The sequence below is a fragment of the Streptomyces sp. NPDC027672 genome (assembly GCF_055566335.1).
Genome location: NZ_JBVHSO010000004.1, coordinates 78,641 through 92,751 on the forward strand (window position 1 = coordinate 78,641; position 14,111 = coordinate 92,751).

Annotated in this window: 13 protein-coding genes; 5 read left to right on the forward strand and 8 right to left on the reverse strand. The window is 75.0% G+C overall.

Annotated elements, in window-relative coordinates; genetic code table 11:
- Positions 1–118 precede the first annotated feature (118 nt).
- A complete protein-coding gene (locus tag ACZ4SV_RS11595; protein ID WP_468004132.1) occupies positions 119–1,840 on the reverse strand; it encodes a DUF2264 domain-containing protein in 1,722 nt (573 codons plus the stop codon).
- Between the two features lie 244 nt (positions 1,841–2,084).
- Between ACZ4SV_RS11595 and mmuM the strand changes: the two genes are divergently transcribed.
- A complete protein-coding gene (gene mmuM, locus ACZ4SV_RS11600; RefSeq protein WP_468003496.1) occupies positions 2,085–3,014 on the forward strand; it encodes a homocysteine S-methyltransferase in 930 nt (309 codons plus the stop codon).
- 519 nt (positions 3,015–3,533) lie between these two features.
- On the opposite strand, the gene ACZ4SV_RS11605 is transcribed toward mmuM, so the two are convergent.
- Positions 3,534–5,102, reverse strand: a complete 1,569-nt coding sequence (locus ACZ4SV_RS11605; RefSeq protein WP_468003498.1) for a carboxylesterase/lipase family protein — start codon at positions 5,100–5,102, stop codon at positions 3,534–3,536.
- 206 nt (positions 5,103–5,308) lie between these two features.
- On the opposite strand from ACZ4SV_RS11605, the gene ACZ4SV_RS11610 reads away from it, so the two are divergent.
- Positions 5,309–5,512 carry a hypothetical protein gene (locus ACZ4SV_RS11610; RefSeq protein ID WP_468003500.1) on the forward strand — a complete coding sequence of 68 codons (204 nt, stop codon included), beginning with the start codon at positions 5,309–5,311 and terminating at the stop codon, positions 5,510–5,512.
- An 88-nt stretch (positions 5,513–5,600) separates the two neighbouring features.
- Here the strand turns inward: ACZ4SV_RS11610 and ACZ4SV_RS11615 are convergent, their stop codons facing one another.
- The 4 genes from ACZ4SV_RS11615 to ACZ4SV_RS11630 all read right to left on the reverse strand — a co-directional run bounded on the left by ACZ4SV_RS11615 (position 5,601) and on the right by ACZ4SV_RS11630 (position 8,235).
- The gene (locus ACZ4SV_RS11615; protein ID WP_365871877.1) at positions 5,601–5,858 is read right to left on the reverse strand and encodes a hypothetical protein; all 258 of its coding nucleotides are present in this window, start codon (positions 5,856–5,858) and stop codon (positions 5,601–5,603) included.
- Positions 5,855–6,718, reverse strand: coding sequence for an isocitrate lyase/PEP mutase family protein (locus ACZ4SV_RS11620; RefSeq protein WP_365871875.1), 864 nt, complete (start codon positions 6,716–6,718; stop codon positions 5,855–5,857). Before ACZ4SV_RS11620 ends, ACZ4SV_RS11615 begins: the two co-directional genes overlap by 4 nt.
- Before the next feature lie 156 nt (positions 6,719–6,874).
- A complete protein-coding gene (locus tag ACZ4SV_RS11625; protein ID WP_468004134.1) occupies positions 6,875–7,522 on the reverse strand; it encodes a ThuA domain-containing protein in 648 nt (215 codons plus the stop codon).
- Positions 7,523–7,617: 95 nt separating this feature from the next.
- On the reverse strand, positions 7,618–8,235 hold the full coding sequence (locus ACZ4SV_RS11630) for a membrane lipoprotein (RefSeq protein ID WP_468003502.1): 618 nt from the start codon (positions 8,233–8,235) through the stop codon (positions 7,618–7,620).
- Positions 8,236–8,295: 60 nt separating this feature from the next.
- Between ACZ4SV_RS11630 and ACZ4SV_RS11635 the strand changes: the two genes are divergently transcribed.
- Together ACZ4SV_RS11635 and ACZ4SV_RS11640 are read left to right on the forward strand one after the other, a co-directional pair.
- A complete protein-coding gene (locus tag ACZ4SV_RS11635; protein ID WP_468003504.1) occupies positions 8,296–8,928 on the forward strand; it encodes a VOC family protein in 633 nt (210 codons plus the stop codon).
- A gap of 254 nt (positions 8,929–9,182) precedes the next feature.
- Positions 9,183–10,337: a PucR family transcriptional regulator gene (locus ACZ4SV_RS11640; RefSeq protein ID WP_468003506.1), complete on the forward strand. Its 1,155-nt coding sequence runs from the start codon at positions 9,183–9,185 to the stop codon at positions 10,335–10,337.
- A 94-nt stretch (positions 10,338–10,431) separates the two neighbouring features.
- Here the strand turns inward: ACZ4SV_RS11640 and ACZ4SV_RS11645 are convergent, their stop codons facing one another.
- Together ACZ4SV_RS11645 and ACZ4SV_RS11650 are read right to left on the reverse strand one after the other, a co-directional pair.
- Positions 10,432–10,803 carry a beta/gamma crystallin domain-containing protein gene (locus ACZ4SV_RS11645; RefSeq protein ID WP_468003508.1) on the reverse strand — a complete coding sequence of 124 codons (372 nt, stop codon included), beginning with the start codon at positions 10,801–10,803 and terminating at the stop codon, positions 10,432–10,434.
- 231 nt (positions 10,804–11,034) lie between these two features.
- The gene (locus tag ACZ4SV_RS11650; protein WP_468003510.1) at positions 11,035–12,219 is read right to left on the reverse strand and encodes a YihY/virulence factor BrkB family protein; all 1,185 of its coding nucleotides are present in this window, start codon (positions 12,217–12,219) and stop codon (positions 11,035–11,037) included.
- A gap of 154 nt (positions 12,220–12,373) precedes the next feature.
- On the opposite strand from ACZ4SV_RS11650, the gene ACZ4SV_RS11655 reads away from it, so the two are divergent.
- Positions 12,374–14,017 carry an acyl-CoA dehydrogenase family protein gene (locus tag ACZ4SV_RS11655; protein WP_468003512.1) on the forward strand — a complete coding sequence of 548 codons (1,644 nt, stop codon included), beginning with the start codon at positions 12,374–12,376 and terminating at the stop codon, positions 14,015–14,017.
- The last annotated feature ends 94 nt before the right edge of the window (positions 14,018–14,111 follow it).

Consider the following 14,111-nt stretch of genomic DNA (forward strand, 5'->3'; position numbering starts at 1 on the left):
GCGCCGTCCCCGCCCGGGACGGCCGGCCGCCGCGTCCACGGCCGCGCCCGGCGCCCCGCGGTACGGCGGCGAGCCGAGGCAGGCCCGGCGCACGGGGCCCCGGACGGCCGGGGGCGGCTCAGCCCGGCGTGACCGACCAGGCGTTCCCGTCCGCCGGGGTGAACCGGAAGACGGCGGCCGGGCCCTCCGCCCAGCTCACCCGCACCTCGCGGTCCTGCCCGGCGCCCGCCTCCGCCCGCACCGCCACGGACACCAGCTCCGCGAGTGGCGCCGGTTCGGGTTCCCCGGTGAGCCGGGCCAGCGCCACGAAGAGCGCCGGCTCGCCGTCCGCCCCGGTGACCCCGGTCAGCTCCGCCGACAGACCGGCGGCCGGGGCGAGTTCGGCGTGCACGCCGTCCCCGGCCGGCCAGCCCGTCACCCGCACCGGTGTCCCGGGGGCCGCGCCCGCCACCAGATGGGCCCGCACCTCCACGGCACCCCGGACCGCCACCAGCGTGGTGACGGTGATCCCGGCGCGCACGGTGTGCCGGGAGGCGGCCCAGTCCGCGCCCGTGCCGAGCGGCTCGATCCCCGTGCGGCCCGGTTCGCCGCCGACGAGCACGCTGTTGTCGTACGACGGCACGGGCGCGGTGGCGGTCGAGTAGGCGAGCCGGGTGTAGTACGGGTCGTACCGCGCGTCCTCGCTGCCGTGGTTGTGCAGCCGGACCAGTCCGTCCGAAGCGGTGGACTGGAGCAGCCAGTTGGCCGCGGGCACCGGGTGCGCCGCGTCGGCGCGTTCGGCCGGTGCCGGTTCCTCCGGTGCCGTCCACACCTCGTGTCCGGGCGGCAGCAGCAGGCCGAGGAAGCCCTTGCTGGCCCAGTACGGCGAGGCGGGGCCCGAGTAGCTCTGCACGAGCGAGGTGTCGGGGCCGAACCAGCCCAGCGGCAGCAGGCCCCGCTCGTCGACCGCGCCGCCGTCGACGAAGTACCGCAGGGCTCCGGAGGCCAGGCGCCGGGTCTGTCCCGGGGGCAGGGGCGTGTGCCCGGTCAGCGCGCCCAGCCAGAGCGGGGCCGCCGTGGCGAACCGGTAGGTCAGCGAGCGGCCCTGGCGCAGCGGGGCGCCGTCGCCGCCGAACAGGCGGGCGTAGTCGGCGAGATGGCGGGAGAGCCGGCGGCCGTAGCGGGCGAGCAGGCCGGCGTCGCCGGCGAGCCAGGCGTGCAGGACCGGGTACAGGTGCAGGGCCCAGCCGTTGTAGTAGTCGAACTTCCGGCCGTCGCCGTCGGTGTACCAGCCGTCGCCGGCGTACCAGCGCTCGATCCGCTCCAGGCCGCGGTCGACCGCCTCGCGGGCCTCCTTCTCGCGGTGGCCGATCTCGGCGAGGAAGCCGCCGACGGTGACCGGGAACAGCTCCCAGTTGCACGGCCAGGGCACGGCGGTGAGCGCGTCCGCCAGCCAGTCGGCGGTCCGCCCGCGCACCGCGTCGTCGAGGCGGTCCCACAGCAGTGGCCGGGTCAGCCGCAGGGCGAGCGCGATCGAGGCGGCCTCGACCAGCGGCTGGCTGCGGTCAGTGATGCCGGGCCAGACGCCGCGGGGGCCGGCGGCGAGGCCCTCGGCGTACCGGCCGAGCGCGGTCTCGTCCCGGCGCAACGCGGCCAGCAGCAGGGTGCGGGCGTAGCCCTCCAGGCCGTCGGAGAGGCGGCCGGAGTGGCTGACGTGGTCGCCGGGCAGGTGGTAGAGCGCGCGGTCGGGGCTGGCGTACGGCTCGACGGCGGCGAGCAGCGCGTCGGCCGCGGCCTCCCAGTGGGCGCGGGTGTAACCGGTGTACGGGCTGGTCTCGCGGTCGTCCTCGGGCAGTTCGATCACGGCGGTGGCCGTCCTTCCTCGACGGGGAACCCGGGACGCCCCGGTTCCGGCCGGAGCGCCCCGGGCGTCCATCCCACCCGTACCGCCCCCGCGGGCACCAGACCCCGGGCGAACGGTTCGTCACGGACCAGGCCCGCGGCCGACGGCACCGTGGCCGGGCACCGGGCGCTTCCCGCCCGCCCGCGCCTCCGTCCGGCATCCTCCCGCGCCGGCCGCGCACCGCGTCGACTAGCGTCGTGTCATGACCAGCGACGACACCTCCATCGGCCTCGCCGCCGCCCTCGCCGCCGGGACGGTCGTCCTCGACGGCGGCATGTCCAATCAACTGGAGGCGGCCGGGCACGACCTGAGCGACGAGCTGTGGTCGGCACGGCTGCTCGCCGAGCGGCCCGAGGCGGTCACGGAGGCCCACCTCGCCTACTTCCGCGCCGGCGCGAGCGTGGCGATCACCGCCAGCTACCAGGCCACCTTCGAAGGCTTCGGCAGGCGCGGCCTGGACCACGCGCGGGCCGCGCGGCTGCTCGCCCGCAGCGTGGAACTGGCCCGCACGGCGGCCCGGCAGGCGGCGGACACCGGCATCCGGCGCCCGCTGTGGGTGGCGGCGTCGGTCGGACCGTACGGCGCGATGCTCGCGGACGGCTCCGAGTACCGGGGCCGGTACGGACTGAGCGTGGCGGAGCTGGAGCGCTTCCACCGGCCCCGGCTCGAGACGCTGGCCGCCGCCGCGCCGGACGTGCTGGCGCTGGAGACCGTCCCGGACACCGACGAGGCCGCCGCGCTGCTGCGGGCGGTGCGCGGACTGGGGGTGCCGGCCTGGCTGTCGTACACGGTCGACGGAGCGCGGACGCGGGCCGGCCAGCCGCTGGAGGAGGCGTTCGCGCTCGCCGCCGGTGCGGACGAGGTGATCGCGGTCGGGGTGAACTGCTGCGCGCCGGCGGACGTCGGGCCCGCCGTGGAGACCGCGGCGCGGGTCACCGGCAAACCGGTCGTGGTCTATCCCAACAGCGGCGAGGACTGGGACGCCCGGGCCCGCGCCTGGCGGGGGCGGACCACGTTCGACGCGGAGCAGGTGAACGCCTGGCGGACCGCGGGCGCCCGGCTGATCGGAGGCTGCTGCCGAGTGGGCCCGGAGGCGATCGAAGCCCTGGCGCACACGGTGGCGGCCGCCTGAGGCCCCTCTTCCACGGAGCGCGGGGTCCGGCGGCGGACGGGTCCCGGGAGGGACCGGCGGCCCGCGCCGGCCGACACGGACGCGCGGCCGACGTGCCCCGGGCGCACCGGCGGGCACCACCCGGCGGCCGAACGGACGCGTAGCCGACAGGCCCCAGGTGCACCGGCGGGCACCAACCGGCCGACACGGACGCGTAGCCAGCGCGCTTCGGGCGCACCGACGGGCACCGCCCAGCCACCACGGACGCGTGGCCGGCACCGGACGCGTGCCTGGCACGCCCCGGGCGCACCGGCGGGCACCACCCGACCAGCACAGACGCGTGGCCGGCAGGCCCCAGGCGCGCCGGCGGGCACCACCCGGCCGGCCCCTGAGGACGTTCGGCCCGTGCCGCGCCACCGGCGCGCGCTCCGCCCTCCGCACCGCCGGGACCGCTCCCCCGCGCGGTCGCGGACCCGGTCCGGCGACCCGGCCGGCGCTGAGCGACGTACCCGTGTCGCAGGGCGCCCGCCGGGCGGTGGTTCAGTGCCGCAGGGCGCCCACCGAGTGGCGCAACCGGCGCATCGCGGCGGCGAGTTCGGCGCCGGGCGCGCGGGGCACGGCCTGGCGCGGGGGTTCCGGGACGGTGGCGGCGGCCGTCCACAGGGCGATCTCCGCGTCCCGTGGCCCGTACACGGTGTGCGGGTCGCCGTCGCCGAAGACCCGGACCGGGTGGGTGGCGTCCCAGGCCGGCCAGCCGGGGTCCCCGGTCGCCGCGAACCGCACCCAGGCGGTGTGCATCGCCTCGGACAGCGCGCGCGGGGCGCCCTCGCCGGCCAGCTTCTTCGCCTCGGGCAGGTCTCCGGTGCCGAAGACGAACCCCAGTTCCAGCGCGTGGCAGGCGCCGAGACCGGGCAGCCGGGACGGCCAGGCGAACTCGTACAGGTAGCTGCTGCCGGGCCGGGCGTCGGCGAGCCGGTGCAGCGGCACCCGCAGCAGGTGATCGGTGACCATCTGGCCGACGATCTCGGCGGTTCCGGCACCGGGGCGCAGGGCGCGGTAGCCGCGCGGGATCTCGTGACCGGCGCGGCAGCGGGCCATGGCCCCGGCCAGGGCGACCGCGCCGAGCCGGTCGACGCGCTCCAGCAGCCCGCCGGGCACCAGCCACAGCCGGTACTCGTCCCGGGTCCAGCCCATCAGCAGTTCGGCGTCCGGGGCGGCGGTGCCGTCGGTCAGCGCCTTCAGCGGGTCGCGGGGTACGAGGTCGCCGTCCACGACGATGCCGAACGCCGGGCCGCCCAGCACCGGGCTGCCGAGCCGGCCGACCTCGGCCTGCGTGCGCAGCAGCAGGGCGCGGTCGACGGCGGCGAACGCCTCGGCGGTGGCGGGAATCCGCAGCCGGGCGGCCATCCGGCGCACCATGCGCCGCACCTTGTCCCGGTCCGCGACCTCGGGCGGGCCGCTCTGCAGCACCGCCCGCCGGATCAGCCCGCGCGTGCGGGGCGCGGCGAGCAGGACTCCGGTGCCGATGGCGCCGGCCGACTGGCCGCACAGGGTGATCCGGCCGGGGTCGCCGCCGAAGGCCGCGATCGTCTCGTGCACCCAGCACAGCGCGGCGAACTGGTCCCGCAGGCCGGGGTTCGGGGGCGCGTCCGGGAACAGTCCGAAGCCCTCCACGCCCAGCCGGTAGTTGACCGACACGCACACCACCCCGTCGCGCGCGAAGCCGGCGCCGTCGTACACCGGCACCGCCGACGAGCCCCTGGTCAGCGCGCCGCCGTGCAGCCAGACCAGCACCGGGAGCCGGGCGCCGGGGCCGGGCTCGGGCGTCCAGACGTTGAGGTTCAGGCAGTCGTCGCCGGGGACGGCCGGGTCGGACAGGTACGGCGCGAAGGCCTCCGAGTACGGCGGTTTCGGCGCGGTCGGCCCGAAGGCGGCGGCGTCCCGGACGCCGTCCCACGGCTCGGGCGGCCGGGGCGGGCGGAACCGCCGGGGACCGAAGGGCGGCGCGGCGTACGGAATGCCCCGGAAGACGGCCACTCCCCGCTCGTACCGGCCGCGTACGGCTCCGTGAGGCGTTCCGACCACGGGGCCCGTCTGGTCTGCCGTCATCGCCACCCGCCCTTCACCGCGCCCGCGCACGCGCACAGCGGTGCGTGCACCGTTCACATAAGAGCGCCACCACGCCCGGATGTATTCCGCTGCACGCAGGTGCCGCCCAGGCCGCCGGAGGGGGCGTGAGGCGCGGCCTCCGCGTCACTCCGTCTTCCCGGGCCGCCGGGCGGTGACCCCGCCGCCGCGCGGGTCGTTGGCCGGGTATGAACCACACCACGCGTATCGCTGCGGCCCTCGCCGTGGCCGCGGCAGCCCTGCCCACCGGCTACGGCGCGGCCCAGGCCGGCGGCCGCACGCTCGCCCCCGGACCGCAGCGGGTCACCGTGGCCGCGCCCGCCGACGAGCACGACCCGGAGGAGGATGTCGAGCTGGACGAGAACGGCCGCCCCGATGTCACGGAGGACTGAGCCGGGCCGCCGGGCGGCGGTCCCGGCACGGTGACGGCCGGGCACTCCCCGCACGGGGTGCCCGGCCGCCGTCGGAGTCCGTCGTCCCTCAGTCCTCCCCGCCCCGGCCGCCGGCGGCGACGAGGGCCTCCACCACGTCCACGGCGCTGCCGTCGTGGTCGCTGCCGGCGGTGCCGCTGCCGTTCTGCACATTGGCCGCGCGATCGACTTCGAGCCAGGAGTCGGCATGGGAGTTGTCGATCACGGTGATCAGGCTGTCGGACGCGACGACGGGTGCGGCACCGGCCCCGAGGAGCGCGGCGGCGGCCGTCGTGGCCATGCCGAGCCGGGACACGGCACGGTTCACACGCCCACGCCCTCGGGAGTGAGCCGCTCGGGGGCGATGTTGCGCTCCAGCAGGCTGGTGGACGCCTGCACGCCGACCCCGCTCGCGGGGTCCACCTCGGGCAGCCGGCCGTCGGCCTCCTTCAGGCCGGTGAGCGCGGTGTCCATGGCCTCGTGCGCGGCGAACAGGCAGGGGGTGCTGTAGATGGCGACGTCCACGCCGAGGCCGGACAGCTCGCCGAGGGAGAGCCGGGGCGACTTGCCGCCGGCGATCTGGTTGAACAGCAGCGGCTTGTCCCCGACGACCTCCCGGATCCGCTTGATCCACTCGACGCTGCGCACCCCGTCGACCAGCACCACGTCGGCGTCGGTGGCCGCCAGCCGTTCGGCGCGGTGCAGGATGTCGTGCTCGTCCGTGGCGTCCGTGCGGGCGACGACGACCAGGTCCTTACGGGTCTCCAGGACCTTGTTCAGCTTCTCCAGGTACTCGTCCAGCGGCAGCACCTGCTTGCCGTCGGCGTGACCGCAGCGGCGGGGCCGCTTCTGGTCCTCCAGGATCACGCCGGAGGCGCCGATGCGCTCCAGCCCCTCCACGACGTGACAGGCGACCTCCGGGTCGACGTACCCGTCGTCGATGTCGACCAGCAGATGGTGGTGAGGGAACGCGCCCCGCAGCCGCTGCACGAAGGCCACCATGTCCGGCCAGGCGATGAATCCGATGTCCGGCAGCCCGTAGTACGAGGCCGCGAAGCCGAAGCCCGAGACGAACATCCCGTCGTAGTGCTTGGCCGCGATCGACGCCGAGTACATGTCGTACACGCCGATCAGCGGTGTGGTCCCGGGCCCGGCGATGCGTGCGCGCAGCTTTTTACCGTAAGTCAAGGTCCGGCTCCTTCTGTGGGAGGTGACGCGGGCGGGGACGGACCGCGCGTCCCGACGCCCTTTGCCAAGACAAGAGCATCTCTAGATAGACACGTGACCATCCCTGTACGCGACCTTTAGTCACCCCAACGGAGGAACGGGTTCACCGCAGAAACGTCACTCGGCGCGGCCCGCCGCCCATGTGAGCCCGCCGTTCAGGTGCGCCAGGAAGTCCGGGTCGCGGTACGCGCCGGCGGCGTGCCCGAGGGCCGTGTAGAACACCCGTCCGCCCGCCGGGCCGCGCTCACGGCACCAGGCCAGCGGATGGTCCGCGCCCATCCCGCCGCCGTCGTACGACGTCTCGTCGGCGCGCAGCAGCACCCGGGCCCGGCCGCCCGGGGCGCGGTCGAAGTCGTACCACTCGTCGGTGAACTCCCACACGGCCGGCAGCCGCCGGGTGGCGGGATGGCCGGGGTCGGCGACGAGGACCCGGCCCGGCTGGTAGGCGGGGTGGCGGGTGAAGCGGGCGCCGAGGAGCCGGCCGTAGTACGGCCAGCCGTACTCGGTGCAGGCCGCCGCGTGCACCCCGGCGAACGCGCCGCCCGACCGCGTGTACTCCGCCAGCCGCTCGCGCCCGGCCGGTGTCAGCACCTCTCCGCTGGTGGACAGGAAGACCACGGCCGCGAACCCGTCCAGCGGGCGCTCCAGGTCCGCGGGGTCCTCGGTGTGCTCCACGGCGAACCGGCCGAGCGCCCGGACGGCGGCCACGGCGTCCGGGAGGGAGTCGTGGCGGTAGTCGGCGGTGCGGGTGTACAGGAGCAGCAGGGCGGGCGCACCCGGGGCCCCCGGTCCGGCCGACTCCGTCCCGGCACCACCGGGCTCCGTTCCGGCACCGCCGGCCGCTCCGGTGCCCGGCCCGGTCAACCGCCCTCCCCCACGCTGTTGTCGGGCGCTCCGTCGCCGTACGGCGGGAGGTCGCCGCGCTCCACCGGGGCCGTCGCCGTGCGGGGCGGCGGCAGGAGACCGGCCAGTTCCGTGGGTGCGGGACGGTGGACGGCGTCCGCGGCCCGCCGCAGCACGCCGGGTGCGGTCTTCTCGCCGCTGATGCGGACCACGTGCCCCTTCGCCGGCGCCAGGCAGACGTAACTCTCGGGGCAGTCGGCGGCGCTGCCCCGCTCCGCGTAGAGGTGCAGGACGGCGCCGTTCCGGGCCCAGTACGAGAGGGAGAAGCCGTCGTCGCCGTTGACCCCGAGGGACTGCTGCGCGGGCGTGAAGCCCGGTACGTCGGTGACGTACACGAGTTCCGGCGCGATACCCAAGGCCCGCAGCCGCTCGTCCAGTTCGGCCTGGCCGGGCGCGGCGGACGCCGATGCCCGGGCACCCCCGGCCGCCGCCTTCCCGGTCCCGGCACCGGTCCCGGTCGTCCGGGTGCCGGCGCCGGCCGTCACGTCGCCCGGGTCCGCCTTCTCGGTCCCGCACGCCGTGAGCAGCGCGGGCAGGAGCAGGAGCAGCGGCAGGGCGCGTGCGGCACGGATCATGTCCCCCATGGTGCCGCACAGGCGTTCCCCCGGGCGGGCCGATCCCGTAACGTCTCGCCGATGAACGCCGTTCCGCCGCTGCTGGACCATCTCGTCCTCGCCACACCGGACTTGGCCGCGACGGTCGCCGGCTTCGCCCGGCGGACCGGGATCACCCCCGCGCCCGGCGGGGCGCACCCCGGGCTGGGCACGCGGAACCATCTGGTGGGCCTCGGCGGCCGGAGCTATCTGGAGATCATCGGCCCTGATCCGGAGCAGCCGGAGCCCACCGGACCGCGCCCCTTCGGCGTCGACCGGCTGACCGGGCCCGCCGTGCTCACGTGGGCGATCAGCCCGCCCGATCTGGACGCGGCGCTCGCCGCGGTCCGGGCGCGCGGCCACGACCCGGGGCCGGTACGGCCCATGAGCCGTCGCACGCCGGACGGCACCGTGCTGCGGTGGCGGCTGACCGGCGCCGGCCCCGGGGACGCCCCGGATCCCGTGCCGTTCCTCATCGACTGGGGCGACTCCCTCCATCCGGCCGCCTCGGGGCTGCCGGTCGCCCCGCTGCTTGCGGTGTCGGCCTCGGCGCCCGACCCGGAGGCGGTGCGTGACCGGCTGGCCGCACTGGGCACCTCGCTGCGGCTCACCGCGGGGCCGGCCGCGCTCTCCTTCACCGTGGACACCCCGAACGGCCCGGTCACCTTCGGCTGACCGCCCGGCGAACCGTTGTCCCCTGTGCGGGCTACGGAGGGAGCCCCTGTCCCCTCCACGGGCTACACGGAATCGCCCACCGCGCGGTGACGATCCGGGCCCGCCGAACCCCTAGCGTTCGAAGCGTCCCCGAGCCGCGGCACGGGTGGCCCGTTCGCCGGCCCATGTCCGCGCGCCACCGTCACGGTCGGGCGCCGCGTCGTCCGTGGGGACCGGACCGTTCATGCGACACCGAGGGAAAAGGGGGGCGGAACATGTCCGCATCGCTCAAGGCCCAGCTCGCTCTGGTGGCCGGGAAGCTGCTGCTGCGGGCCGAGGATCTGGCGGCCGCGCAGTGCGAGGCGACCGCCGGGATCGGCTCGTATCGCGTGGTCCCGACGCCGGAGGTCCGGCAGTCCGTGCACCGCGATGTCGTCCGCGTGGCCGCCGCCCTTCAGGGCGAGGAACACCCCGGCGACGAGGTGGCGCGGGACGAGCGGGAGACCGGACGGCGCCGGGCACTGCAGGGCGTTCCCGTCGCCGACGTCCTGGCCGCCTACCGCCACGGCATCGCCCTGCTGCGTGACGAGTTCCTCCGGATCGCCCGGGACCAGGGCGTCTCCACCGACGCCATGCTGCTCGGCGTCCAGCGGATCTGGCGGCTCGGCGACCACTACGGCGACGAGCTGCTCGCCGGTCACCGGGAAGCCGGGATGGACCTCACCCGTCGTGCGGAGCGGCAGCGGACGACCCTGCTCGCCCATGTGCTGGAGGGCACGATGACGACTGAGCAGATGGTCGCGGCGGGGGCCGGGTTCGGGCTCGCCGCAGACCGTCGGTTCTGGGTGCTGCGGGCCCGGTCGGCGAGCACCGACCCCTTAGCGCTCACCCGCATGCTGGAACGTGCGGCCGGTCCGCGGCACACGGTCCTGGCCGGCGCCTACGGCGGTGATGCCGCAGCCGTATTGTCCCGCCCCGTCACCGGCGAGCCGGCCGACGACGTCACGGCGGGGCTGGCCGGCCCGGCCGTCCTGTCGCAGTTGCACGACGGGTTCGCCGAGGCCACGCGGCTGCTCGAGGCGGCGACCCGGTTCGGCCACCGCGGGATCGTGGACCGCCGGCGCATGGCGCTGCGGCTGCCCGTGGTGAACGACCCGGAGCTGGGGAAGCACCTGCACGCCCGGTACATCGCGCCGGTGGAGGCGGAGAGCGCCATCGGCGACACCCTGCTCACCAGCGTCGAAGCCTATCTGTCCCGGCGACGGTCGATCCCCGAGGCCGCCGCCGCGCTGTCCATCCACGTCAACACGCTCCGCTACCGCTTGGACCGCTTCGCCGCGCTGACCCGGGCAGACCTCCAGAACACGGAGACGACGTTCGAAATCTGGTGGGCCCTGCAATACCGCAGCTTGTGCGCATCTCCGCTGTGAGACGGCGGACCGGACCGCATTGGGCGCGGAAAGCCTCATTGTTTTTGGCTGCTACTCGCCGTCAAAGACAATGAGGCCGTGTACCACGGACGGCTCAGAGGATGCGGATCGCCTCTATCTTCACCCCACCAGGGTAATTCGGCCAGAACATGGCGGTGTTCTTGCCGATCGCCTCGGAAGGCTGCCACCGCTGGTCCCCGAACCACTGGACACGGTTGTTCCCGGTCCAGATCTTGGTGACGTACATGCCCTGTGCGTACTGGTCCCAGAACCAGAAGTCGCCGGCGTTGGCGAAACACGCGTGCACCTGGTCGCCGGAAATGGCGTAGTGGAAATCGACGGCCACGAACTCGTTGTTGTTGCACGTCACGTTATCGATCGCATAGGCCGAGCCGCTGGTCGTCCCGACCGCCATACCGACGGCGGCCAGAGCGACCACTACGAGTTTCTTGAGCTTTCCAGCCAACTGGACCCTCCACAGTAGGAGTGCTGATGTGCCGAAACCGCATCTGGCGACGCGTGCCGGCCGGAAAAACGTAACAATCGCCCCGAGAAGCGGGCAACGTACGGCGGTACAACATCAGCGGAGGCCGAATTGGAGATCCCTATAAAGCGCGGCCGGCGCACCGTTCGACGGTGGTGCGGCGCAGACGGCCGCGGATCGCGCGGGACGAACCGGTCCGCGGCGCCGCCGCAGTTACGGACGCGGCGGGCCCTGGTCGAAGCCGCCGCCACCGCCCGGGTTCTCGCCGTTGGCCTTGTGGTGCGTCTGGGGCGGGTTCTTGGCGTGGGCGCGGAGCCGGGCCGAGACGTCCTCGGGCGGCAGGAAGCGGGACCAGCGCTCGGGGAACTCGGAGGGCATGTCGGGGTCGTCGGGGTCGATGTCGCGGGCCGCCGCCGCGCGGGCGACGTACTCGGCGACCTGCGCCTCCCGCATCCGCTCGTTGGCCTCGCGCGCGGCGGCCGTGGCGGCGGCCGGCCAGACCCGGTCGATGGCCGCGTTCACGGCCGCGCCCGCCAGCACGGCGAAGGCGGACACACCGATCCACAATAGGACGGCGACGGCGGCGGCCAGTGAGCCGTAGATCGTGGCGCCCTCGATGGTGTACGTGAGGTAGATGCGCAGCAGGAAGCTGCCCAGGACCCACATCGCGAGGGCGACCAGGGCACCGGGCACGTCCTCGATCCACGGGGAGCGGACCGGCACCGACACGTGGTACAGGGTCGTCAGGAAGACGATGGACAGGACGATCACGACCGGCCAGTACAGCACCTGGACGACCGTCTCCGACCAGGGCACGATCCGGACCACCGCGTCCGGTCCGGCCACCATCAGCGGCAGCGCCACCGAGCCGACCAGCAGCGCCACGATGAACAGCAGGAACGCCATGATCCGGGTCTTGACGATGCCCCGGACGCCGTCGAGGCCGTACATCACGGTGATGGTGTCGATGAAGACGTTCACCGCGCGCGAGCCCGACCACAGGGCGAACAGGAAGCCTATGGAGATGACGTCCGGCCGGCCGCCCTTCAGCACGTCGTCCAGGATCGGTTCGGCGATCTCCTTGACGCCCTTGTCGGACAGCACCGTGCGGGAGGCGTCCAGGAGGTTGGTCTCCAGGCTGTGGATGGTGTCGGCGCCGGTCCAGGCGTCGACGTAGCCGAGCAGTCCGATCAGGCTCAGCAGCAGCGGCGGCACGGACAGCAGCGTGAAGAACGCCGCCTCGGCCGCCAGGCCCAGGATGCGGTACTCCATGCAGGAGTTGACGGTGTCCTTGAGCAACAGCCAGGCGGTCCTGCGCTTGGAGACGTTCCGGTAGAGGGCTCTGGCCCGGTGGAGCCGGCCGGCCGGGCGCTCGGGGGTTTCACTTGCTGGCTGCACGAGCCAAAGGTATCCGCAGCACGGGACCGCCCTCACCTTCCGGGGCCCGCAACCGGTTCCTCCGGGGCCGCGGAGCCGGTCCCGGTGCGCGGCGGGGCCCGGCCGAGCCCCTCCGGAGGCCATCACCGCGGCCTTCCCGGGTAGGTTGCCCACCATGGCAGGCACCTCCACGCACACCGTGACCAACCAGCCTCCCCCGCTGGTCGGCTACGACGTCTTCACCGCCGACCGCGCCCTCGCCGAGGCCGTCGGCCGGTACACCGTCCCGGACGTCCGGGACGAGGTGCGCGCGGAGCTGTCCGCGCTCGGCCGGGCCGCCGGCTCGGCGCAGCTACGGCAGTGGGCGGTGCAGGCGGACGAGCAGCCGCCGCGGCTGCGCGGCCACGACCGGTACGGCCACCGCATCGACGAGGTGGAGTTCCACCCGGCCTGGCACCGGCTGCTCGGCAAGGGTGTCTCGGCCGGGCTGACCGGCGCCTGGACGCGGCCGGCCGGGCACGTGCGCCGGGCGGCCGGGTTCCTGGTGTGGACGCAGGTCGAGGCGGGCACCTGCGGTCCGCTGTCGACGACGCACGCGGCCGTGCCCGCGCTGCGCGCCGACCCGGAGCTGGCCGCCGAGTGGGAGCCACGGCTGGCGTCCACGGTCTACGACCCGGAGCTGCGGCCCGCCGGGCGGAAACCCGGCGCGCTGTTCGGGACGGGGGTGACGGAGAAGCAGGGCGGCAGCGACCCGAGCGCCGGCACGACCGAGGCGCGGCCGCTCGCCGAGGCCGGGACGTACCTGCTCACCGGGCACAAGTGGTTCTGTTCGGCGCCCATGTCCGACGGGTTCCTGGTGCTGGCGCGGGCGCCGGGCGGGCTCACCTGCTTCCTGGTCCCCCGGGTCCTGCCGGACGGCAGCCGCAACGTCTTCCTGATCCAGCGGCTGAAGGACAAGCTGGGCAACCGCGCGAACGCCACCGCCGAGGTCGAGTTCGACGGCACCTGGGCGCGCCGGGTCGGCGAGGAGGGGCGCGGTGCGCACGCGCTCGCCGGGATGTCGGCGGCGATCCGGCTGGACTGCGCGCTCGGCTCGGCGGGGCTGATGCGGCAGGCCGTGGCCCAGGCGGTGCACCACTGCGCGCACCGGGAGGCGTTCGGCGGGAAGCTGATCGACAAGCCGCTGATGCGCAACGTCCTCGCCGATCTCGCGCTGGAGTCGGAGGCGGCGACGGCGCTCGCGCTGCGGCTGGCCGCGGCCTGCGACGACGGCGGCGAACAGGAGCGCGCGTTCCTGCGGCTCGCGGTGCCGGCCGCCAAGTTCTGGATCACCAAGCGGTGTGCGCCCGTGGTCGTGGAGGCCGCCGAGTGCCTGGGCGGCAACGGGTACGTCGAGGAGTCCGGGCTGCCCCGGCTGGTGCGGGAGTCGCCGCTGAACTCCCTGGGGGAGGGTGCCGGGAACGTGCAGGCGCTGGACGTGCTCGGGGCGCTGCGCCGGGAGCCGGGCGCGCTGGACGCCTGTCTGACCGAGATCGGCCGGGCGCACGGCGCCGATCACCGTCTGGACCGGGCGGTGAAGGACCTGTTCACCGAACTCGCCGACCTGGAGGGCGTCGAGGGCCGGGCCCGGCGGCTGGCGGAGCGGCTGGCGCTGGTGCTCCAGGGATCGCTCCTGGTACGGCACGCGCCGGCGGAGGTGGCCGACGCGTTCTGCGCCTCCCGCCTCGGCGGCGACCACGGCGCGTCCTTCGGCACCCTGCCGACGGGCCTGGATCTTGAAGCGGTGGTACGACGGGCACGGCCGACGGAGTTCGACTGAGGGATACGCCTGACGGCGTCCGGTTGCCGGGACTGTCCTGACAGCGTTCGGCTGAGGAGGTTCGTGCAGGGCGCGGCCGGCTGCACTCGCCCGG